Here is a 20,886-nt window from a genome sequence, read left to right on the forward strand (position 1 = left end):
TGGAACCGTTCTCACGTTTGAATTCGGACGTTGCGCATTGACACTGCGTCGGTCCTTGCATTCTACGCCGTCATTATTTGATGATTTGAACGGTCGTTTCCACGACGACCATAATAAAATCGACTCCATCTGACGCTTTTCATCTGGTAATCCCGGACCCATGCCATGAACGCTCCAACCGAGTTCGCCCGAGCCGTCTGCCCACATGACTGTCCCGATACCTGCGCAATGCGCGTCACGGTCAAGGACGGCAAAGCGGTAAAGGTCAGCGGCGATCCGGATCATCCGCCGACGCAGGGCGTGCTTTGCACGAAGGTGACGCGTTATGCCGAGCGCACGCATCATAAAGACCGGCTGCTCACGCCGTTGCGCCGCGTCGGCCGGAAAGGCGAAGGGCGCTTCGAAGCGATCAGCTGGAACGACGCGCTCACCTTGGCTGCCAACAAGCTGATGTCGATTGCACAGCGCGCGCCCGAAGCGATTCTCCCGTACAGCTATGCCGGCACGATGGGACTGGTACAAGGCGAGAGCATTGCGGCGCGTTTTTTCAATGTGCTCGGCGCGTCGCGGCTGGATCGGACGATCTGCGCCGCCGCCGGGACTGCCGGCTTGCGCTACACATACGGCGCGAGTCTCGGCATGCACACCGAGTTTTTCGAAGAAAGCGAGATCATCCTGATCTGGGGAGCGAATCCGATCGCGTCGAGCCTGCATTTCTGGACGCGTGCGCAGGAAGCAAAGCGGCGCGGCGCCAAGTTGATCGCGATCGATCCGTATCGGTCGCTGACGGCGGAAAAGTGTCATCAACATATCGCGTTGCGGCCCGGAACGGATGCCGCGCTCGCGCTCGGCATGATCGACGTTTTGATTCGCGAGGATCTCATCGACCGTGAATATGTCGATGCTCACACGCTCGGCTTCGAAGAACTCAAGGCGCGCGCGGCGCAGTTTCCGCCTTCGCGCGTGGCGTCGATATGCGGTCTTGACGAGAAGACGGTGATCGATCTCGCGCGTGCATTCGGTTCTACCAGGAAGGCGTCGATTCGCCTGAATTACGGTATGCAGCGCGTGCGCGGCGGCGGCAATGCGGTCCGCGCCATTGCCTGTCTGCCGTCGCTCACGGGCGCATGGCGTGAGCGCGCGGGCGGAATGCTGCTGTCGTCGTCGGGTTGGACACCGGTCGATGGAAACGCGCTCGAACGTCCGAACCTGTCGCCCGGCTGGCCGTCGAAACTGCCGCGCATCGTCAATATGAACGCTATCGGCGACGCGCTGCTGAACCCCGGAGACGACGCATTCGGCCCGAAGATCGAAGCGCTGATCGTCTATAACTCGAACCCGGTGGCCGTGGCGCCCGACTCCGCGAAGGTCGCTGCGGGCTTTGCGCGTGACGATCTGTTCACCATTGTCCTCGAACACTTTCAGACTGATACGGCTGACTATGCCGATCTGATTTTCCCGGCGACGACACAGCTCGAACACTTGGACGTCCATAAGTCTTACGGGCATACGCATGTGATGGCCAACTTGCCGGCCATTCAACCGGTCGGCGAAGCGCGCACGAATACAGACATCTTTCGCGGTCTCGCGCGCGCCATGGGCCTCACCGAACCGGCACTTTTCGAGACCGACGAACAGATTGCATCGAAAGCCTTTCGCTGGGCCGATGCGACGCTCGAAGGTCAGGACTGGAACGCGCTCAAAGAGACGGGTTGGCTGAAACTCAATCTTGCCGATGCGCCCTTGGCTCAAGGCGCCTTTCGCACGCCTTCGGGCAAGTGCGAGTTTTATAGCGAACGTCTGAAAAACGAAGGACTCGATCCGCTGCCCGATTATCTGCCGCCGTACGAATCGACGGACGGCTCGCCCGAACTCGCGGCGCGCTATCCGCTTGCGATGATCTCGCCGCCCGCGCGCAATTTCCTGAACAGCAGTTTCGTGAACGTCGAGAGTCTGCGCGCGACCGAAGGCCAGCCGCATCTCGATATCCATCCTGCCGATGCCGAACTCCGCGGTATCGAAGACGGTGTGCTGGTTCGCATCTTCAACGATCGCGGCTCGATGCAAGCGCGCGCCCGTGTAACCGAACGCGCGAAGGAGGGCGTCGTGGTGGGGTTGTCGATCTGGTGGAAGAAGTTGTCCCCCGATGGCCGTAACGCCAATCAGGTAACGAGCCAGGCACTGACCGATCTGGGGGGATCGGCGACGTTTTACGACTGCCTGGTTGAAGTGGAGTCAACGCATTGAGTCGTAATGAAAGAGCAGGCCGGAACGAGTCTGGAAGGCGGCGTCTAACCCAATTGTCGGAAGCGAGGCAAGCAGCTAGCATCTCGTTTTCGCACGATCATTCTAAATTCCAATAAGAAGGAGACGCCGCATGGAAAAACCATGGTTGAAGTCCTACCCGGACGGCGTACCGGCTGAAATCGACGTTTCCGCGTACCGGTCGGTTTCCCAGTTGCTCGAAGACAGTTTCCGCAAGAACCGCGACCGCCGCGCGTTCGTCTGCATGGGCAAGTCGATTACCTACGGCGAACTCGACGACATGTCGAAAAAGCTCGCGGCATGGTTTCAGACGAAGGGTCTCAAGCCCGGCGCGCGCGTCGCGTTGATGATGCCCAACGTGTTGCAATATCCGATCGCGATTGCGGCGGTTCTGCGCGCGGGTTATATCGTCGTCAACGTCAATCCGCTTTACACACCGCGTGAGCTCGAACATCAGTTGAAGGACAGCGGCGCGGAAGCCATCGTTTTGCTCGAGAATTTCGCGCATACGCTGCAAGCCGTGGTGAAGAACACGGCCATCAAACACGTGGTTGTGGCCGCGCTCGGCGACCTCATGGGTTTGAAAGGGCTCGTCGTCAATCTGGTCGTGCGGCGCGTGAAGAAGCTCGTGCCCGAGTGGAGTCTGCCCGGACGGGTTCGCTTCAATGACGCGCTCAGCGAAGGTGGACGCGCCACGTTTCATAGCGTCGAACAAAGGCCCGATGACGTCGCGTTCCTGCAATACACGGGCGGCACGACGGGCGTTGCCAAGGGCGCGACGCTTTTGCATCGCAACCTGATCGCGAACGTGTTGCAATCCGAAGTCTGGCTGGATCCGGCACGCAAGCGCCGGCCCGATATCGACCAGTTCATCTGCGTGGTCGCGTTGCCGCTTTATCACATCTTCGCGCTGACGGTGTGCGGCATGCTGACGATCCGCACCGGCGGACTCGGCGTGCTGATTCCGAATCCACGCGATATCGCGGGGACGATCAAGGAACTGAAGGGCATACAGATCAATACGTTTCCGGCCGTCAACACGCTCTATAACGCGCTGTTGAATCATCCCGAATTCGACCAGCTAGATTTCTCCAAGCTCATCGCGGCGAATGGCGGCGGCATGGCGGTGCAGGAAGCCGTCGCCAAACGCTGGTTCGCGAAGACGGGCGTGCCGATTGTCGAAGGCTACGGGTTGTCCGAAACGTCACCCTGTGTGACCTGCAATCCGGTCACGGCGATGGAATATACGGGGACGATCGGCTTGCCGTTGCCGTCGACGGAAATAGTCATTCGCGACGACGACAACAACGACGTTCCGTTCGGTCAGCCCGGCGAAATCTGCATTCGCGGTCCGCAAGTCATGGCGGGCTACTGGAACCGCCCCGACGAAACCGCGAAGGTGATGACGCCCGACGGCTTCTTTCGCTCGGGCGACGTGGGCGTCTTCGATGATCGCGGTTACGTGAAAATCGTCGATCGCAAGAAGGACATGATTCTCGTGTCCGGCTTCAATGTTTATCCGAACGAGATCGAGGACGTGGTCGCCATGCTGCCCGGCGTGTTCGAAGTGGCCGCGGTCGGCGTGAAGGATCAGAACTCGGGCGAGGCGGTGAAGCTCTTTATCGTGCGCCGTGATCAGAGCCTGACCGAAGCGGATGTCGTGGCGTTCTGTAAGGAGCGGCTGACGGGGTACAAGCGGCCGCGCATCATCGAATTTCGCAACGACCTGCCGAAGAGCAATGTCGGCAAGATCTTGCGGCGCGAATTGCGCGACGGCACGGCCTGAAGAATCGATTTGGCAAATGGAAAAGCCTTCGTGTCGAAAGACCGAAGGCTTTTTTCTTTGCATCGCATGGAAGCGGTTATGCCCGACGCGCCTTGCCATATAAAAAAGGCGCCCAAAGGCGCCTTTCAAGAGATACCGCTATGTTAAGACTTGTTAGAACTTGTGGCGAATACCGACTAGTGCCGCGACTTGGTTCGACGTCGACGAAGGCGACAGACCGTTGATGCTTGCGACTGCTGCGCGTTGCGTCGAATCCGTACCCGTTGCGTGCTGGTACACACCGTCGATATACACGTCCGTGCGCTTGGACAGGAAGTAGTCCGCGCCGAGCATGCCTTGGTGGTACTTGGCGTCGGCCAGGCCGTAGCCCTTCGTGTAGTCGTAAGCGACGCCGAGCAGCAGAGCCGGGGTCAACTGATACTTGAAGTTGAGTTCGGCGTTGTGGAACTTGCCCGAACCGCCCGTGTAAGCAGCCGGGTTGAGGCCGGCACCGGCTTCGCGGCCGACATCCTTGAACTGCGTGTTGCTGTACGTCGCGCCGACCGTTGCCGCGCCGAACGTATAAGCACCGCCCGCCGAGATCACTTGTTGCGTGTGAGCCGATGCGAAGCCCGAGATCACGCGGCTGTTCGGGAAGTTCGAAGCCGTACCGGCCGTTGCAGCCGTGCGCGAGGTCGTGTTGTTGCCGAAGAACGAATAGTTCGGGTCCTTGACGTTCAAGTACGCAGCGCCCAATTGCAACGGGCCTTGCGAGTAGCCGAGACCAGCCGACCAGATCTGGTTGCGATTGAACTGACCTGCGTTGCCGCCCAGGCTGTACAAGCCGCCGAACGTGAAGCCGGCGTAGTTGGCGCTCGTGAACTTGACCGAATTGTTGACGCGTAACGAGTTGTTCATGTTGTCGAGGTCGCCCGGGTGCGCACCGAAGTACGTCGCCCACTGGCTGCCGACTTCGAACGCGCCGGTGAAGTCAACCACGGAGTCGTACTGACGACCCAACGTGACCGTGCCGTACTGCGCCGTCGACAGACCGACGTAAGCCTGACGGCCGAACTCGTCGCCGCCTTGACCCAGCGCGCCGTTGAACACGTTGAAGCCGTTTTCCAACACGAAGAGGGCCTTCAGACCGCCGCCGAGATCTTCCGTACCACGCAGGCCCCAACGGCTGCCCTGCACGTTGCCGCTGTTCAAGGCATACAACTTCTGACCAGCGCTATTGTTCGAGTACAGGAAGCCAGCGTCGATGATGCCGTACAGCGTCACGCTGCTTTGCGCGTGGGCGGCGCCAGCGAAGGTGCCCAAAGCGGCCAAAGCGAGAAGCGACTTTTTCATTGAATAGATCTCCAAGGAGTGTTTGCGACTTTTGGGCAAGGTCACTGTTCTAGCGCCAGTGTGTTGACGTCCCTGCCGGGCACTTCTGAATGAAGTTGAGACGTAATGTAACAAAGAGGACTTGGGCGACAAAGGAAAAGGGGCCGGTCTGCGCACCTCGTGTGACGTTTTTGCAACATGCGCTAAAATCTTGGTTTTGCAGGAATTTTATGACTCGCGTTTGCCCTAATTCAAAATTTGATTAGTTCAAAAAGCCTGCTTTGGATATTTCTTGCCAGAGAATATGGCTTGCTGAAAGAAGGCGAAGAGCATCGAATTCCGCGCAACGAGATGAGGGAGAAAAACCATGACGCTAGACGAAGTCATCAGCGAATTCGACCGCGGCCTGCGTTCCATGGCGGGTATCAGCCGCATGTCGCGGCCGGTTCCGGAGCCGAACGCGCTCGGTCAGTCGGAGATGAGCCTTCCGGGCATCGACGAACCCGCGCTCGACGAGAAGGAGCGGTCGCACGCCGCTGGTCTGATGCGCGTGAACCATGTCGGCGAAGTCTGCGCGCAGGCGCTTTATCAGGCTCAGAAGCTGGCGACCAATAGCCCGCAGCTGAAGGCGAGCTTCGAACACGCCGCGCGCGAGGAAGAAGACCATCTCGCGTGGACGTCCAAGCGCCTTCGCGATCTCGATTCGCGCCCGAGCCTGCTCAATCCGTTGTGGTACGCAGGCGCACTGGCCATCGGCTTTGCAGCCGGACGCCTCGGCGATCGCGCGAGCCTGGGTTTCATGGCCGAAACCGAGCGTCAGGTGGAGCAACATCTCGATGGCCACATGAAGACGCTGCCGCAAAACGATCATGCGTCGCGCGCGATCGTCGAGCAGATGCGGCAGGACGAAGCCGCACATGCCGCCGCGGCTATCGGAGCGGGCGGTGGTGAGGTTCCGTTCCCCGTGCGAGCGTTGATGCGCGCAGCATCGAAGATCATGACCCGCACCGCTTACTATATTTAGACGGCAGTCTCATGGTCGATGGCCTGCTCCATCGACCAAATTACCGTTTGCGCGTGCGCGGAGGCGGCATATCCACCTATAAGAACGGTTACATTTCATTCATTTTGTCGGTCAAATTCACGTAACACTTTCACATCGTCCACTAGCTCTATAATTTATAACGCTTTTCTACTTTGTGCTACTTTAAGCTCCTGCGCTAAGTCCTTGTTCTAACGGGCAAAAACTACTCGAAAAAAAGTTTCGCGTCTTGACCGAGGAAATGCCTTCCACTAAAGTGGGAGACAGTGTCAGAAAGTGGTCTTTTGTGTGATTTCGGAGTCACTTTAAGGCTACTTCGCAAAAAGACGGGCGCCAACGGGGGCGTCAGCACAGGGAGAAGGGCGAGTGTTCCAGGGAGCGTCGGCGCTGACGCTCGATGCGAAAGGACGGATGTCGGTTCCGTCTCGCTATCGGGAAGCGCTGCAAGGGCAGGCAGAAGGCCGGGTGACGCTCACAAAGAGCCCGGATGGATGCCTGTTGCTGTTTCCTCGCCCGGAGTGGGAAGTCTTTCGCGCCAAAGTCGCCGCGCTTCCCATGGAAGCCATGTGGTGGCGGCGCATCTTTCTCGGCAACGCAATGGATGTGGAAATGGACGGCGCCGGCCGCGTATTGGTCTCGCCCGAACTGCGCTCTGCCGCATCGCTTGAAAAAGAAGTGACCCTGCTCGGCATGGGCGTGCACTTCGAATTATGGGATTCGCAGACCTATGCGGCGAAGGAAGCCGCGGCAATGGCGCAGGGCATGCCCGACGCGCTGAAGAATTTCACTTTCTGACGCGGCGCTAAAAACATGGCACCTGCGATGAGAAATGAACTGCAGCATCGCACGGTGCTGCTAAACGAAGCAATTGACGGGCTGATCACGCGCGCGGACGGCATCTATATAGATGGCACTTTCGGGCGCGGCGGACATAGCCGGGGCATTCTGGATCGGCTGGGCGAAGCGGGGCGGCTCGTCGCCTTCGACAAAGACCCGCTCGCAATCGCCACGGCGCAACAGATACAAGACTCACGCTTTTCGATCGTGCATGACAGTTTCGCTGCCCTGCGCGATACGGCGAGCGAGCGTGGGATGGGGCGAGTGTCGGGCGTGTTGCTGGACCTGGGCGTGTCGTCGCCACAAGTGGACGACCCGGAGCGCGGCTTCAGTTTTCGCGCGCAAGGTCCGCTCGACATGCGCATGGACCCGACTCGAGGGGAGTCGGCGGCAGGGTGGCTCGCGCGGGCAACGGTGCAGGAACTCACGGAGGTGATCAGAGATTATGGGGAAGAACGGTTTGCTTTTCAGATTGCAAAGGCGCTTGTTGCTCGCAGGGCAGAGTCCGAGCGTCTTGGGCCTCTCGACAGCACGAGCGAGCTTGCCGAAATCGTGGGTCACGTCGTCAAAACCCGTGAGAAGGGCAAGGACCCGGCAACTCGCACCTTTCAAGCTATACGGATTCACGTCAATCAAGAGCTTGCGGAGTTGCAAGTAGTACTTGAGTCGGCACTTTCGTTGTTGGAGCAAGGGGGGCGGCTGGTCGTGATCAGCTTTCATTCGCTCGAAGACCGGATCGTCAAGCGTTTCATGCAGGCGCATGCCAGCGCGCCCGCCGTGGACCGTCGCTTGCCGATCCGCGCGGTCGATCTTCCCAGCCCGCCGTTGCGGGTCGTGGGCCGCGTGTTTCCGAGCGACGCTGAAGTCGCCGCCAACCCGCGCGCCCGGTCCGCGGTCATGCGTATCGCGGAGCGGATCGCGCCATGAATCGCCTCAACATCTTCCTGTTGATCGTCGTGCTCGGGTGCGCGTTGTCGGTCGTCAGCGCCACCAACAAGCAGCGGCAAGTGTTCATCGAATTGCAAAGGGCGCAGTCGCAAGAGCGTCAGTTGCAGCAGGATTATGCGCAGTTTCAGTATCAGCAGAGCGCGTTGTCGAAGACCTCGCGCATCGAGCAATTGGCTACTAACTCGTTGAAGATGCAGCCCGTCGCTACCGGCCGCACGCAATACCTGACCTACGACCCGGCGACCTTCAAGGCCGCCGACGCGCCCATGCCGCCGCCGCTGCCCGCGTCGGCGCCGCCCGCACGCGGAGCCAAACGATGAAAAAATCCGCGAAACAAAAGGACGTCGCCTACACGCCGAATCCGATCCTCGCCGTGCGTCTGCCCATGTGGCGCTCGAAGCTGGTCGTGTTCATGTTGTTCATGGCGTTCGTCGCGCTCGCCGGGCGGGCATTCTGGATCCAGGGTCCGGGCAACGCGTTCTTCAAGAAGCAAGGCGAAAGCCGCTATCAACGCACGCTGGAAATGCCCGCCACGCGCGGCCAGATTCGCGACCGTAACGGTCTTGTGCTCGCCACGAGTCTGCCGGTGAAGGCCATCTGGGCAATTCCCGAAGCCGTGCCGAACGACCTCGGCGCGGACAAGCTCGCGCAACTCGCAAAGTTGCTCGACATGACGCAGAAAGATCTGCGCGCGAAACTCTCGATGGACAAGACCTTCGTCTACGTGAAGCGTCAGGTGCCGCTCGAAGTCGCGCAGAAGGTCGCGGAGCTCGACGTTCCCGGCATCTATTCGCGCGGCGAATACAAGCGCTTCTATCCGGAAGGCGAAATCACTGCGCATCTGATCGGCTTTACTAATATTGAAGACAAGGGACAAGAAGGCGTCGAACTCGGCGACCAAGGTGTCCTCGCGGGTACGCCTGGCATGCGTCGCGTCATCAAGGACCGCATGGGTCATATCGTCGAGGATGTCGACGAGCAGGTCGTGCCGCATAATGGTACGGACGTCGAACTCTCGATCGACAGCAAGATTCAGTACATCGCGTACACGAATCTGAAGGCTGCGGTCGAGAAGTCGAAGGCGAAGGCTGGCGCTGCAATTGTGATCGACACCAAAACGGGCGAAGTACTCGCGCTCGTCAACTATCCCACGTACAACCCGAACGACCGCACGCGCATGACTGGCGAGCAGCTGCGCAACCGCATTCTCACGGACACTTTCGAGCCAGGCTCGATCATGAAGCCGTTCACCGTTTCGCTCGCGTTGGATTTGCATCGCGTGACGCCGAATACGCTCGTCGAAACGGGCGGCGGCACGTTCGTGCTGGACGGCGCGCGCATCACGGACGATTCAGGTTTCGGCACGCTCACTGTCGGTGGAGTGATTCAGAAATCGAGCAATATCGGCGCGACCAAAATTGCGATGCAATTGCGCGCCGAAGAAATGTGGAACATGTACACGAGCCTCGGTCTCGGTCAGGCGCCGAAGGTTGGTTTCCCTGGCGCGGTGACGGGACGGTTGAGGCCGTGGAAGAGCTGGCGGCGCATCGAGCAGGCAACCATGTCTTATGGCTACGGCTTGTCTGCTTCGCTGTTTCAGCTAGCACGCGCTTATACCGCGATTGCGCACGACGGTCAGGTCATGCCGGTGTCCATTTTCCGCACGCCGGGCGATCAACCGGCGCAGGGTCAGCAAGTGTTTTCGCCAACCACCGCACGTGAAGTGCGCGCCATGCTCGAAACCGTGGTGTCGAAGGGCGGCACGTCGCCGGATGCAGCGGTGCCGGGCTATCGCGTCGGCGGCAAGAGCGGCACCGCGTACAAGCATGCGGGTCGCGGTTACGACCATTCGAAGTATCGCGCGTCGTTCGTCGGCATGGCGCCAATGCCGAATCCGCGCATCGTCGTGGCCGTATCGGTCGATGAACCGACGGCGGGCAGTCACTTCGGCGGCCAGGTTTCGGGTCCCGTTTTCTCGGCCATCGCCGGCGACACGCTGCGTGCGCTCAATGTGCCGCCCGACATGCCGGTCAAGCAAATGGTCGTGACCGACGATTCGAACTCCGCAACGCAACCGCCGGCGAAGCAGCCCGCGAACAACGCCAACAACGCAATAGCCGCAAAGAAATACGCAGTGTCGAGCAATACGAAGACGCATCCGGGAGTCGTGCGATGAGCGCGCAGGCCCGCCAGATATCGAACGCGGTCGAATGGCTGCGCGCACATGCGCAACCCTCGGCGAACCTGCATGCCGACACGCGCTCACTCAAGAGCGGCGACGTGTTTCTGGCCTATGCCGTCGATGGCGCGGACAACCGTTCTTATCTGAATGCCGCGCTCGCAGCGGGCGCGGTGGCGGCGCTGTATCAGCCGGAAAACTTCACGGGCAAGGCGGATGCGTCGAAGACGCTCGCCGTTGCAAAGCTCAACGAACTCGCCGGCCCGATTGCCGCTGCATGGTACGGCGAGCCGACCGCGTCGATGCTCACCGTTGGCGTGACGGGCACCAATGGCAAGACTTCGTGCAGTCAGTGGATTGCCACCGCGCTCACCGCGCTCGGCCGGCCGTGCGCAATCGTCGGCACGTTGGGTATCGGCATGCCGGGCAAGCTCGTGCATACCGGCTTCACCACGCCCGACGCGGCACAGCTTCAGCGCAATCTCGCGCAACTCAAGACGCAGGGCGCGGAGGGCGTGGCGATGGAAGTCTCGTCGCATGCGCTGCATCAAGGGCGCGTGAACGGCACGGATTTCGACCTCGCCATCTTCACGAACCTCACGCAGGATCATCTCGACTATCACGGCACTTTCGACGCATACGAAGCCGCCAAGGCGCGTCTTTTCGCGTGGCCCACGCTCAAAACCGCAATCGTCAATCGCGACGACGCGGCGGGACAACGTTTGATCGAATCGCTGCGCGGCAAGGTGCGCACGATTGCATACGGCGTCGACATTCCCGTGAACGCCGTGCCAAGCGCCGATGCGCTTTTGCTCGCGACCAACGTGCGCGCCACCGCAACGGGCACCGCGTTTCATCTTTCGTCGGACTGGGGCGAAGCCGACGTGGAAGTCGGCACGCTCGGCGCCTTCAACGTCAGTAATCTGCTTTCCGTGCTCGGCGTGCTGCTCGAAGTCGGCGTGCCGTTCGACACCGCGCTTGCACGCATCGCGAAACTCGAATCGGTGAACGGCCGCATGGAGCGGCTCGGCGGACGGCCGCAAAGCGATGAGCCGCTCGTCGTGATCGACTACGCGCATACGCCCGACGCGCTCGACAAGACACTCGCCGCCTTGCGTCCAATCGCGACTGCGCGTGGCGGCGAACTCGTCTGCATGTTCGGTTGCGGCGGCGACCGCGACGCGACTAAGCGCCCGCTCATGGGCGCGATTGCCGAGCGCCTTGCCGATCAGATCGTCATCACGAGCGACAACCCGCGCAGCGAAGACCCGCAAGCGATCATCGACCAGATCGCGGGCGGCATGAAGGACGCCAGGAAAGCGCGCCGTATCGAAGATCGCGCGAGCGCGATCTTGCAGGCGATTCGCGCGGCGGCGCGCGAAGACGTCGTCGTGCTGGCCGGAAAGGGCCACGAAGCCACGCAGGAAATCATGGGCAAGAAACGCGCTTTCTCGGATCAGGACCACGCACGCCTCGCGCTTGCCGCACGTGCCACGCAGCAGCGCGGAGGCGGCGAATGACCATGTTCACCTTGCGCGAAGCCGCAGCGCTCATTCCCGGCGCCGTTTTGCAGGGCGATGAAAACCTCGCGATCGAACGCATCGTCACCGACAGCCGCGCGGTTCAGGCCGGCGATCTCTTCGTAGCGGTGAAGGGCGATCGTTTCGATGCGCACGACTTCCTCGATCAGGTTGCAAAGGGCGGTGCGTCGGCGGCGCTCGTTTCGCGCGAGCCATCATCCGGGAATGCCTGGCCGCTGCCAGTCATCAAGGTAAAGGACACGCGCATCGGGCTCGGTGCGCTGGCACACGGCTGGCGTGAGCGCTTTGCCATGCCGCTCGTCGCCGTTACCGGCAGCAACGGCAAGACCACGGTCAAGGAAATGATCTCGTCGATCTTCGCGGCCGCGGTCGGCGAAGATGCGCGGCTCGCCACGGCCGGCAACTTCAACAACGACATCGGTTTGCCGCTCACGTTGTTTCGCCTGAACGCGGCGCACAAGCTCGCGGTCGTCGAACTCGGCATGAATCATCCCGGCGAAACGAGTGTGCTCGGCAAGATCGCCGCGCCGACCGTCGCCGTGGTGAACAACGCGCAACGCGAGCATCAGGAATTCATGGCAACGGTGGAAGCCGTCGCGCTCGAACATGCATCGGTCATTCACGCGCTCGGCGAAACCGGCACGGCCGTGTTTCCCGCCGACGATCACTACGCGAGCATCTGGCGCGTGGCCGCGACCGGCAATCCGATCATGGACTTCGCATTGAGCGAGGACGCAGCGAAGGCGGCCGTTACCGGCACGCTCGACGGCACGACGGTGCACGTTCGCTCGCCGCAAGGCGAGATCGACATCGCGCTTGCCGTGCTTGGCGATCACAACGCGCGCAACGCATTGGCCGCAACGGCGGCGGCACTAGCTGCAGGCGTATCGCTCGATGCCGTCAAGCGCGGTCTCGAAGCATTTCAGCCGGTCAAGGGACGTCTGCAAGTGAAGCGCGCGGTGCTTGGCGCGCTTTCCGGCGCCACCGTGATCGACGACACGTACAACTCCAACCCCGACTCCATGCGCGCGGCCATCGACGTGCTCGCATCGCAGGCATCGCCGCGCGTGCTCGTCATGGGCGACATGGGCGAAGTAGGCGAAGAAGGTCCAGCGTTCCATCGCGAAGTCGGCGCTTATGCGGCACAACGCGGAATCGACGCGCTCTTCGCGTTGGGCGACGCGAGCGTCGATTCCGTGAACGCATTCAACGCTGCGGCATCGAAGCAGGCCGGCGCGCATTTCAACGATGTCGCCGCCCTGATTCAAGCTGTGCAACAAGCCGGCTTCGGACCCGGCGCCACGTATCTCGCGAAAGGCTCGCGCTTCATGAAGATGGAGCGCGTGGTGGACGCCGTGACAAGTCCACAACCACCCGTCGCGGGCACCACGCCCGCGGCACACTGAACTGAAAGAGAAGGACCAGCATGCTACTCGCACTCGCGCAATGGCTCCAGAATGACGCCAGCTTCATGCGCGTGTTTACCTACATCACGTTTCGCGCAGTGGGCGCCACGGCGACGGCGCTCCTGATCGGGCTCGTCTGCGGTCCGTGGGTGATCCGCAAACTGACCGCGTTGAAAGTCGGTCAGGCCGTGCGCCGTGACGGCCCGCAATCGCACCTCGTCAAGTCCGGCACGCCGACCATGGGCGGCGTGCTCATCCTCATCGGTATCGCCATTTCGACGCTGTTGTGGGCCGACCTCACCAACCGCTTCGTGTGGATCGTGATGCTCGTGACCTTCGGCTTCGGCGTGATCGGCTGGGTGGATGACTATCGCAAGGTCGTGTACAAGGACCCGCGCGGTATGTCGTCGCGCGAGAAGTATTTCTGGCAGTCGGTCATCGGTCTCTTCGCTGCGGTGTATCTCGCCTTCAGCGTATCCGAGGCGAACAACGCGCGCGTGTTCGATCTCTTCATGGCGTGGGTGCGCAGCGGTCTTTCCATGGGTCTGCCAGCGCGTGCCGACTTGATGCTGCCGTTCATCAAGGCGATCAGCTATCCGCTCGGCGTATGGGGCTTCATCGCGCTGACGTACTTGGTGATCGTCGGCGCCAGCAACGCGGTGAATCTCACCGACGGCCTCGACGGCCTGGTCATCATGCCCGTGGTGCTGGTGGGCGCGTCGCTCGGCGCGTTCGCTTATGTCATGGGTAGCTCCGTGTATTCGAAGTACCTGCTGTTCCCGCATATTCCCGGCGCGGGCGAATTGCTGATCTTCTGTTCGGCCATGGGAGGCGCCGGTCTCGCTTTCCTCTGGTACAACACGCACCCGGCGCAAGTGTTCATGGGCGATGTCGGCGCGCTCGCGCTCGGCGGCGCGCTCGGCACCATTGCCGTGATCGTGCGTCAGGAGATCGTGCTGTTCATCATGGGCGGCATTTTCGTGGCCGAAACGCTTTCGGTCATGTTGCAAGTCTTCTGGTTCAAGTTCACGAAGCGCCGTTATGGCGAGGGCCGCCGCTTCTTCAAGATGGCGCCGCTGCATCACCATTACGAACTGTCCGGCTGGACCGAGACGCAAGTGGTGGTGCGCTTCTGGATCATCACGTTGATGCTGTGTCTGCTTGGTTTGTCGACGTTGAAGCTGCGTTGATTTCGCGGTGATTTTCGTGTCGATGGTGCGACGCTCGAAGGTTTCTTGAATTTTCGTTTCAGGTCAAAGGTAAAGCGATGTTTGGCGAGAAGTTTGTGGATCGGCAAAGTCCGATGGTGCTTGTGCTGGGACTCGGTGAATCGGGTCTCGCGATGGCGCGCTGGTGCGCCAGGCACGGCTGCCGCCTGCGCATCGCCGACACGCGCGAACTGCCGCCGAATCTTTCCGAGCTCGCCATCCATCAGATCGATGCGGACTTCGTCGGCCGCCCGTTCTCGACTGAATTGCTCGATGGCGGTATCGAGATCGTCGCCATCAGCCCGGGACTTTCGCCGCTCGCGCCGGACCTCGCGCCGCTGATCGATGCTGCTAAAGCACGCGGCATTCCTGTGTGGGGCGAACTCGAATTGTTTGCGCAGGCGCTGGCCAAGCTCGGTATGGACGGCTATCAGCCGAAGGTGATCGCCATCACGGGCACGAACGGCAAAACCACGACGACCGCGCTCACGGGCCTCCTGTGCGAACGCGCGGGCAAGCGCGTGGCGGTCGCGGGCAACATCAGCCCGGCCATGCTCGACAAGCTCACCGAAGCCATCGATCAAACCGCGCTGCCCGACGTCTGGGTGCTCGAACTGTCGAGCTTCCAGCTCGAAACCGCGCACACTTTCGCGCCGGACGCCGCCGCCGTGCTGAACATCACGCAGGATCATCTCGACTGGCACGGCGGTCTCGACGCCTACGCCGCCGCGAAAGGCCGCATTTTCGGCGCGCGCACGACGCGCGTGCTGAACCGCGACGACGCCCGCACCATGGCGCTCGCGAAGAACGTCGCGGCGAATCGCGTGGTGAGCTTCGGTCTGGACGAGCCGATCAACGTGGGCGACTACGGGCTTTTGCGCGAGAACGGCATGGTCTGGCTCGCGCAAGGCGTGGATCAGGACGCCGCCGACGAACCGGTCAGCTCGCGTCGTCGCAAGCAGGAAGCCGCCGCGCCGAACGTGGTGAGCAAGCGCCTCATGCCTGCCGACGCGCTGCGCATTCGCGGTCTGCATAACGCCGCCAACGCGCTGGCGGCGCTGGCGCTCGCACGTGCGGTCGATCTGCCGCTTGCCGCCTTGCTGCACGGCTTGCGCGAATATCACGGCGAGCCGCATCGCGTCGAAGTGATCGCGCAGATAGAAGGCGTCGATTACGTCGATGACAGCAAGGGCACCAACGTCGGCGCCACGGTCGCCGCGCTCGACGGTCTCGCGCAACGCATCGTGCTGATCGCGGGCGGTGACGGCAAGGGCCAGGATTTCTCGCCGCTCGAAGCACCGGTCGCACGCTGGGCGCGCGCCGTCATGCTGATCGGCCGCGACGCGCCGCGCATTCGCCAAACGCTCGAAGCCACCGGCGTCGCGCTCGAAGATCACGCCACGCTCGAAGCCGCGACGCAGTCCGCCGCGCGCCTCGCGCAACCGGGCGATGCCGTCCTGCTCTCGCCCGCCTGCGCGAGCCTCGACATGTTCAAAAACTATGCACATCGCGCCGACGTATTTCGCGGCGCGGTCGAAGAAATTGCCGCCGCGCGGGGAGTCATGCTATGAGCTGGTCGGAACGCTTTGGATCGAAATTGACTGGCCAGCGCAATGCGGTTCCGCAGGATTCGCTTGCGGGTCGCGCGGGCGCTTCGGTGCGCGTCGGACGTCCCGAAACCGCGGGCGGCATTTCGAGCGCGGTCAACGGCGTGCGTCCGGCGCGCTCGCGCATGCTCGACTACGACTACTCGCTTTTGTGGGTGATGATCTCGCTGCTCGGCCTTGGCATCGTGATGGTGTATTCGGCTTCGATCGCCATGCCCGATTCGCCGAAGTACGCGCAGTATCGCGACTATCACTTCCTCGTGCGCCATCTGATCTCGATAGCAACGGCGCTCGTCGGCGCGGTCATCGCGTTCAAGATTCCCATCAAGACCTGGGACAAGTACGCGCCGAAGCTCTTTCTCGTGGCGCTCGTGCTGCTCGTCATCGTGCTGGTGCCGCATGTGGGCAAGGGCGTGAACGGCGCGCGCCGCTGGATTCCGCTTGGCATCACGAACATGCAGCCGTCGGAAATCATGAAGCTCGCGGTGACCATCTACGCCGCGAACTACACCGTGCGCAAGCAAGAGTTCATGCATAGCTTCGGCAAGGGCTTTTTGCCGATGGCGGTCGCGGTCGGCGCGGTCGGCGCGCTCTTGCTGCTCGAACCGGACATGGGCGCGTTCATGGTGATCGCGGCTATCGCCATGGGCGTGCTGTTCCTCGGCGGCGTCAACGGCAAGCTGTTCGGCGGCCTGGTGGCGACGGCGGTCGGCACCTTCACCTTGCTCGTGTGGGCATCGCCTTGGCGTCGTGAGCGAATCTTCGCTTACCTCGATCCGTGGGACGACCGTTACGCGCAAGGCAAGGCTTATCAGCTCACGCACTCGCTCATCGCATTCGGACGCGGCGAATGGTTCGGCGTGGGCCTCGGCGGCAGCGTCGAGAAGCTCAACTATCTGCCGGAAGCGCATACCGACTTCATCCTCGCGGTGATCGGTGAAGAGCTCGGCTTCGTCGGCGTGATCTGCGTGATCCTGCTGTTTTACTGGATCGTGCGCCGCGCGTTCGAGATCGGCCGTCAGGCACTCGCACTCGATCGCACCTTCGCCGGTCTGATGGCCAAGGGCGTGGGCATCTGGTTCGGCGCGCAGACCTTCATCAACATGGGCGTGAATCTCGGTCTTCTGCCGACCAAGGGTCTCACGTTGCCGCTCGTGAGCTACGGCGGCTCGGGCATTCTTTTGAACTGCGTCGCGCTCGCGGTACTGCTGCGCGTCGATTATGAAAACCGGGTGCTGATGCGCGGAGGCAAGGTATGACCGTGCAAGGCTCATCCACTGCGAACGCACGCACGCTGATGGTCATGGCGGGCGGCACCGGGGGCCACGTGTTCCCCGGTCTAGCGGTCGCGCACTGGATGCAGGCACAGGGCTGGCGCGTGGTGTGGCTCGGCAATGCGAGCGGCATGGAAGCGACGCTCGTCCCGAAGCACGGTATTCCGATGGAGTCCGTGCGCTTCGGCGGCGTGCGCGGCAAGGGCATCAAGACCAAGTTCATGTTGCCCGTGAATCTCTTGCGCGCGTGTTCGCAGAGTCTGCGCGTGCTGCGTCAGGTGAAGCCGGATGTCGTGCTCGGCATGGGCGGCTACATCACGTTCCCGGCGGGCGTGATGACGAGACTCGCCGGCTGCCCGCTCGTGCTGCACGAACAGAATTCCATCGCGGGACTCGCGAACAAGGTGCTCGCGCATCTTGCGAAGCGCGTGCTCGTCGCTTTTCCGAACGCGCTGCCCAATGCCGAATGGACGGGTAATCCCATTCGTGCGGAACTAACGCGCACATTGCCACCTAAAGAACGCTATGCCGCGCGTTCGGGCCGGTTGAACGTGCTCGTGGTCGGCGGCAGTCTCGGCGCGGCTGCGCTCAACGAAACGGTGCCGAAGGCGCTTGCCCTGTTGAGCGACGAAGAACGTCCGCGCATCGTGCATCAGGCAGGCGCGAAGCATATCGAAGCGCTCGAAGCGAATTACGCCGCGGCAGGTTTTTCGCGTGGCGGCGACTTGCAACTCGTGCCGTTCATCGAAGACATGGCAAGCGCTTATGCGGCAGCCGATCTCGTGATCTGCCGTTCAGGCGCGATGACCGTCTCCGAGATCGCGGCGGTCGGCGTAGCGGCGCTGTTCGTGCCGTTCCCGTTCGCCGTCGACGATCACCAGACGACCAACGGCGCGTTCCTCGCCAGGAACGGCGCGGCGGAATTGATACAACAACGCGATTTGTCGGCGGAAAGGCTCGCCGGCTGGTTGCGTATGCAGTCGCGCGAAACGCTTACGGCAATGGCCGAGCGTTCGCGCGCGCAGGCGAAACCGGACGCGACCGAACGGGTCGCGAAGGTTTGCGCCGACGTGGCCGGTGCGCGTACCCACGCGCAAGCTCGAGAGGCACATTAAGTCATGAAACATATCGTCAAACACATTCACTTCGTCGGCATTGGCGGAGTCGGGATGAGCGGCATCGCCGAGGTGCTGCTCAATCTCGGTTATCAGGTCAGCGGTTCGGACCTGTCGAACAACGCAATCACCGAGCGCCTCAAGATGCTCGGCGCGCGCGTGGCTATCGGGCATCACGAACAGAACATCGAAGGCGCGAACGCGGTCGTCGTATCCACGGCCGTGCGGCAAGACAATCCGGAAGTGCTGGCCGCGCGTCATCGTCGCGTGCCTATCGTGCCGCGCGCGGTCATGCTCGCGGAACTCATGCGCCTGAAGCAGGGCATCGCCATTGCCGGCACGCACGGCAAGACCACGACCACGTCGCTCGTCGCAAGTGTGCTGGCGGCAGGCGGACTCGATCCGACTTTCGTCATTGGCGGCCGGCTGATCAGCGCGGGCGCGAATGCGCGGCTCGGCACGGGCGACTTCATCGTCGCGGAAGCGGACGAGTCGGACGCGTCGTTCCTCAACCTCTTTCCCGTGATCGAAGTCATCACGAACATCGACGCCGATCACATGGACACCTATGGCCACGACTTCGCGCGGCTGAAGCAGGCGTTCATCGAATTCACGCATCGCCTGCCGTTCTATGGCATTGCCGTGTTGTGCGTGGACGACCCGAACGTGCGCGAAATCCTGCCGTTCGTGTCGAAGCCGATCATCCGCTACGGTCTCGGCGCCGAAGCGCAAGTGCGCGCGGTGAACGTCGAAGCGCGCAGCGGCCGCATGAAGTTCACGACGCTGCGCGAAGACGCGCCGCCGCTCGATATCGAACTGAATCTGCCGGGCACGCACAACGTGCAGAACGCGCTCGCCGCCATCGCCATTGCGACCGAACTCGAAGTCGCGGATGCCGATATCCAGCGTGCGCTCGCCGAGTTCAACGGCGTGGGCCGGCGCTTCCAGCGTTATGGCGAAGTGAAGGCGAACGACAACGAAGGCGCGTACACGCTGATCGACGACTACGGTCATCACCCGGTCGAGATGGCCGCGACCATCGCGGCGGCGCGCGGCGCGTTTCCGGATCGCCGGCTCGTGCTCGCGTTCCAGCCGCATCGCTACACGCGCACGCGCGACTGCTTCGAGGATTTCGTGAAGGTGTTGTCCACCGTCGATGCCCTCGTGCTCACCGATGTCTACGCCGCGGGCGAAGCGCCCATCGTCGCCGCCGACGGCCGTGCGCTCGCGCGCGCCATCCGCGTGGCGGGCAAGGTCGAACCGGTGTTCGTCGAAACCGTGGACGAAGTACCCGATGCCGTGACGACGCTTGCGCGCAACGGCGACGTGGTGATCACCATGGGCGCGGGTTCCATCGGCGGCGTATGCGGGCGGCTCGCGCTGAGCCAGAACTGAACATGAAAGACGCAACCAAAAGCAACGTGAATCAACTCGATCCCAAGGTCTTCGGCAAGGTCGCCGTGCTGCTTGGCGGTAACTCGGCCGAGCGCGAAGTCTCGCTCAACTCGGGACGGCTCGTGCTCGAAGGTTTGCGCGACGCGGGCATCGACGCGCATCCGTTCGATCCGGCGGAGCGTCCGCTCTCGGACTTGAAGGCGGAAGGGTTCGAGCGCGTGTTTATCGCGCTGCATGGCGGCTATGGAGAGAACGGCCAGTTGCAGGGCGCGCTGGACTTTTACGGCATCCGTTATACGGGCAGCGGCGTGCTCGGTTCGGCGCTCGGCATGGACAAGCTGCGCACCAAACTCGTGTGGCAGCAGACCGGCATTCCCACGCCGCCGTTCGAGACCGTGTATCGCGGTGAAGACTACGACGCGCGCACGCACGAGATCATTGCGAAGCTCGGCTTGCCGCTTTTCGTGAAGCCGGCGACGGAAGGCTCGAGCGTCGCTGTCATCAAGGTGAAGAGCGCGGAAACGCTCGCGCCCGCGCTCGAAGAAGCCGCGAAGTACGACAAGATCGTGATCGTGGAGAAGAGCATCGAAGGCGGCGGCGAGTTCACGTGCTGTATCGCCGGCAATCTGGATTTGCCGGTCATCAAGATCGTGCCTGCGGGCGAGTTTTACGACTATCACGCGAAGTACGTCGCCGACGACACCCAGTACCTGATTCCCTGCGGCCTGACCGAAGCGGAGGAAGCGCGCATGAAGCAACTGACGCAGCGCGCCTTCGACATGCTCGGCTGCACGGACTGGGGCCGCGCCGACTTCATGCTGGACCTCGACGGCAATCCGTACTTTCTCGAAGTCAACACGGCGCCGGGCATGACGGATCACTCGTTGCCGCCGAAAGCGGCGCGCGCGGTGGGCATCAGCTACAAGGATCTGGTGGTGAAGGTGTTGTCGTTGACGCTCGAAGACTAAGCAT

The 20,886-nt window shown here is 62.0% G+C and carries 16 protein-coding genes; 15 read left to right on the forward strand and 1 reads right to left on the reverse strand.

Features of this window, described 5'->3' with window-relative positions; all coding sequences use genetic code 11:
• Positions 1–165: 165 nt before the first annotated feature.
• Together P9292_RS28535 and P9292_RS28540 are read left to right on the forward strand one after the other, a co-directional pair.
• Positions 166–2,247, forward strand: a complete 2,082-nt coding sequence (locus P9292_RS28535; protein WP_309962361.1) for a molybdopterin oxidoreductase family protein — start codon at positions 166–168, stop codon at positions 2,245–2,247.
• 130 nt (positions 2,248–2,377) lie between these two features.
• Complete coding sequence (locus P9292_RS28540; protein ID WP_309962363.1) at positions 2,378–4,051, forward strand: long-chain fatty acid--CoA ligase; 1,674 nt, start codon at positions 2,378–2,380, stop codon at positions 4,049–4,051.
• A gap of 153 nt (positions 4,052–4,204) precedes the next feature.
• Here P9292_RS28540 and P9292_RS28545 read toward each other — a convergent pair whose 3' ends face one another.
• On the reverse strand, positions 4,205–5,383 hold the full coding sequence (locus P9292_RS28545; RefSeq protein ID WP_244826313.1) for a porin: 1,179 nt from the start codon (positions 5,381–5,383) through the stop codon (positions 4,205–4,207).
• Positions 5,384–5,729: 346 nt separating this feature from the next.
• On the opposite strand from P9292_RS28545, the gene coq7 reads away from it, so the two are divergent.
• From coq7 to P9292_RS28610, 13 genes are all read left to right on the forward strand, one after another.
• A complete protein-coding gene (gene coq7, locus P9292_RS28550) occupies positions 5,730–6,386 on the forward strand; it encodes a 2-polyprenyl-3-methyl-6-methoxy-1,4-benzoquinone monooxygenase (RefSeq protein WP_244826312.1) in 657 nt (218 codons plus the stop codon).
• Positions 6,387–6,770: 384 nt separating this feature from the next.
• A complete protein-coding gene (gene mraZ, locus P9292_RS28555; protein ID WP_250465724.1) occupies positions 6,771–7,199 on the forward strand; it encodes a division/cell wall cluster transcriptional repressor MraZ in 429 nt (142 codons plus the stop codon).
• A gap of 15 nt (positions 7,200–7,214) precedes the next feature.
• Entirely contained in the window at positions 7,215–8,168 is a 954-nt protein-coding gene (rsmH, locus tag P9292_RS28560) for a 16S rRNA (cytosine(1402)-N(4))-methyltransferase RsmH (protein WP_309844478.1), read from the forward strand.
• A complete protein-coding gene (gene ftsL / locus P9292_RS28565) occupies positions 8,165–8,509 on the forward strand; it encodes a cell division protein FtsL (RefSeq protein ID WP_244826309.1) in 345 nt (114 codons plus the stop codon). Before rsmH ends, ftsL begins: the two co-directional genes overlap by 4 nt.
• Positions 8,506–10,365: a penicillin-binding protein 2 gene (locus P9292_RS28570; protein WP_244826308.1), complete on the forward strand. Its 1,860-nt coding sequence runs from the start codon at positions 8,506–8,508 to the stop codon at positions 10,363–10,365. Before ftsL ends, P9292_RS28570 begins: the two co-directional genes overlap by 4 nt.
• Positions 10,362–11,888: a UDP-N-acetylmuramoyl-L-alanyl-D-glutamate--2,6-diaminopimelate ligase gene (locus P9292_RS28575; RefSeq protein ID WP_309962366.1), complete on the forward strand. Its 1,527-nt coding sequence runs from the start codon at positions 10,362–10,364 to the stop codon at positions 11,886–11,888. Before P9292_RS28570 ends, P9292_RS28575 begins: the two co-directional genes overlap by 4 nt.
• Positions 11,885–13,315, forward strand: a complete 1,431-nt coding sequence (gene murF / locus P9292_RS28580; RefSeq protein WP_244826306.1) for a UDP-N-acetylmuramoyl-tripeptide--D-alanyl-D-alanine ligase — start codon at positions 11,885–11,887, stop codon at positions 13,313–13,315. Before P9292_RS28575 ends, murF begins: the two co-directional genes overlap by 4 nt.
• Positions 13,316–13,335: 20 nt before the next feature.
• Positions 13,336–14,505 (forward strand): phospho-N-acetylmuramoyl-pentapeptide-transferase, encoded by a 1,170-nt coding sequence (gene mraY, locus P9292_RS28585; protein ID WP_250465716.1) that lies wholly within the window; start codon positions 13,336–13,338, stop codon positions 14,503–14,505.
• Positions 14,506–14,582: 77 nt separating this feature from the next.
• Complete coding sequence (gene murD, locus P9292_RS28590; protein WP_309962368.1) at positions 14,583–16,094, forward strand: UDP-N-acetylmuramoyl-L-alanine--D-glutamate ligase; 1,512 nt, start codon at positions 14,583–14,585, stop codon at positions 16,092–16,094.
• Positions 16,091–17,389, forward strand: a complete 1,299-nt coding sequence (gene ftsW, locus P9292_RS28595) for a putative lipid II flippase FtsW (protein ID WP_244826303.1) — start codon at positions 16,091–16,093, stop codon at positions 17,387–17,389. Before murD ends, ftsW begins: the two co-directional genes overlap by 4 nt.
• Entirely contained in the window at positions 17,386–18,519 is a 1,134-nt protein-coding gene (gene murG / locus P9292_RS28600) for an undecaprenyldiphospho-muramoylpentapeptide beta-N-acetylglucosaminyltransferase (RefSeq protein WP_309962370.1), read from the forward strand. The genes ftsW and murG overlap by 4 nt, the downstream gene beginning before the upstream one ends.
• 3 nt (positions 18,520–18,522) lie before the next feature.
• Positions 18,523–19,914 carry a UDP-N-acetylmuramate--L-alanine ligase gene (murC, locus tag P9292_RS28605; RefSeq protein ID WP_309844460.1) on the forward strand — a complete coding sequence of 464 codons (1,392 nt, stop codon included), beginning with the start codon at positions 18,523–18,525 and terminating at the stop codon, positions 19,912–19,914.
• Between the two features lie 26 nt (positions 19,915–19,940).
• A complete protein-coding gene (locus tag P9292_RS28610) occupies positions 19,941–20,882 on the forward strand; it encodes a D-alanine--D-alanine ligase (RefSeq protein WP_309845299.1) in 942 nt (313 codons plus the stop codon).
• Positions 20,883–20,886 lie beyond the last annotated feature (4 nt).

Origin of the sequence: Caballeronia sp. LZ001 (assembly GCF_031450875.1) — a bacterium.
Taxonomy (GTDB): domain Bacteria; phylum Pseudomonadota; class Gammaproteobacteria; order Burkholderiales; family Burkholderiaceae; genus Caballeronia.

Coding starts and splice junctions, on each gene's coding strand:
- P9292_RS28535 (WP_309962361.1), top strand. CDS start 166: ATGAACGCTCCAACCGAGTTCGCCCGAGCCGTCTGCCCACATGACTGT.
- P9292_RS28540 (WP_309962363.1), top strand. CDS start 2,378: ATGGAAAAACCATGGTTGAAGTCCTACCCGGACGGCGTACCGGCTGAA.
- P9292_RS28575 (WP_309962366.1), top strand. CDS start 10,362: ATGAGCGCGCAGGCCCGCCAGATATCGAACGCGGTCGAATGGCTGCGC.
- murG (WP_309962370.1), top strand. CDS start 17,386: ATGACCGTGCAAGGCTCATCCACTGCGAACGCACGCACGCTGATGGTC.
- murD (WP_309962368.1), top strand. CDS start 14,583: ATGTTTGGCGAGAAGTTTGTGGATCGGCAAAGTCCGATGGTGCTTGTG.
- rsmH (WP_309844478.1), top strand. CDS start 7,215: ATGGCACCTGCGATGAGAAATGAACTGCAGCATCGCACGGTGCTGCTA.
- murC (WP_309844460.1), top strand. CDS start 18,523: ATGAAACATATCGTCAAACACATTCACTTCGTCGGCATTGGCGGAGTC.
- coq7 (WP_244826312.1), top strand. CDS start 5,730: ATGACGCTAGACGAAGTCATCAGCGAATTCGACCGCGGCCTGCGTTCC.
- P9292_RS28545 (WP_244826313.1), bottom strand. CDS start 5,383: ATGAAAAAGTCGCTTCTCGCTTTGGCCGCTTTGGGCACCTTCGCTGGC.
- P9292_RS28570 (WP_244826308.1), top strand. CDS start 8,506: ATGAAAAAATCCGCGAAACAAAAGGACGTCGCCTACACGCCGAATCCG.
- mraY (WP_250465716.1), top strand. CDS start 13,336: ATGCTACTCGCACTCGCGCAATGGCTCCAGAATGACGCCAGCTTCATG.
- murF (WP_244826306.1), top strand. CDS start 11,885: ATGACCATGTTCACCTTGCGCGAAGCCGCAGCGCTCATTCCCGGCGCC.
- ftsW (WP_244826303.1), top strand. CDS start 16,091: ATGAGCTGGTCGGAACGCTTTGGATCGAAATTGACTGGCCAGCGCAAT.
- ftsL (WP_244826309.1), top strand. CDS start 8,165: ATGAATCGCCTCAACATCTTCCTGTTGATCGTCGTGCTCGGGTGCGCG.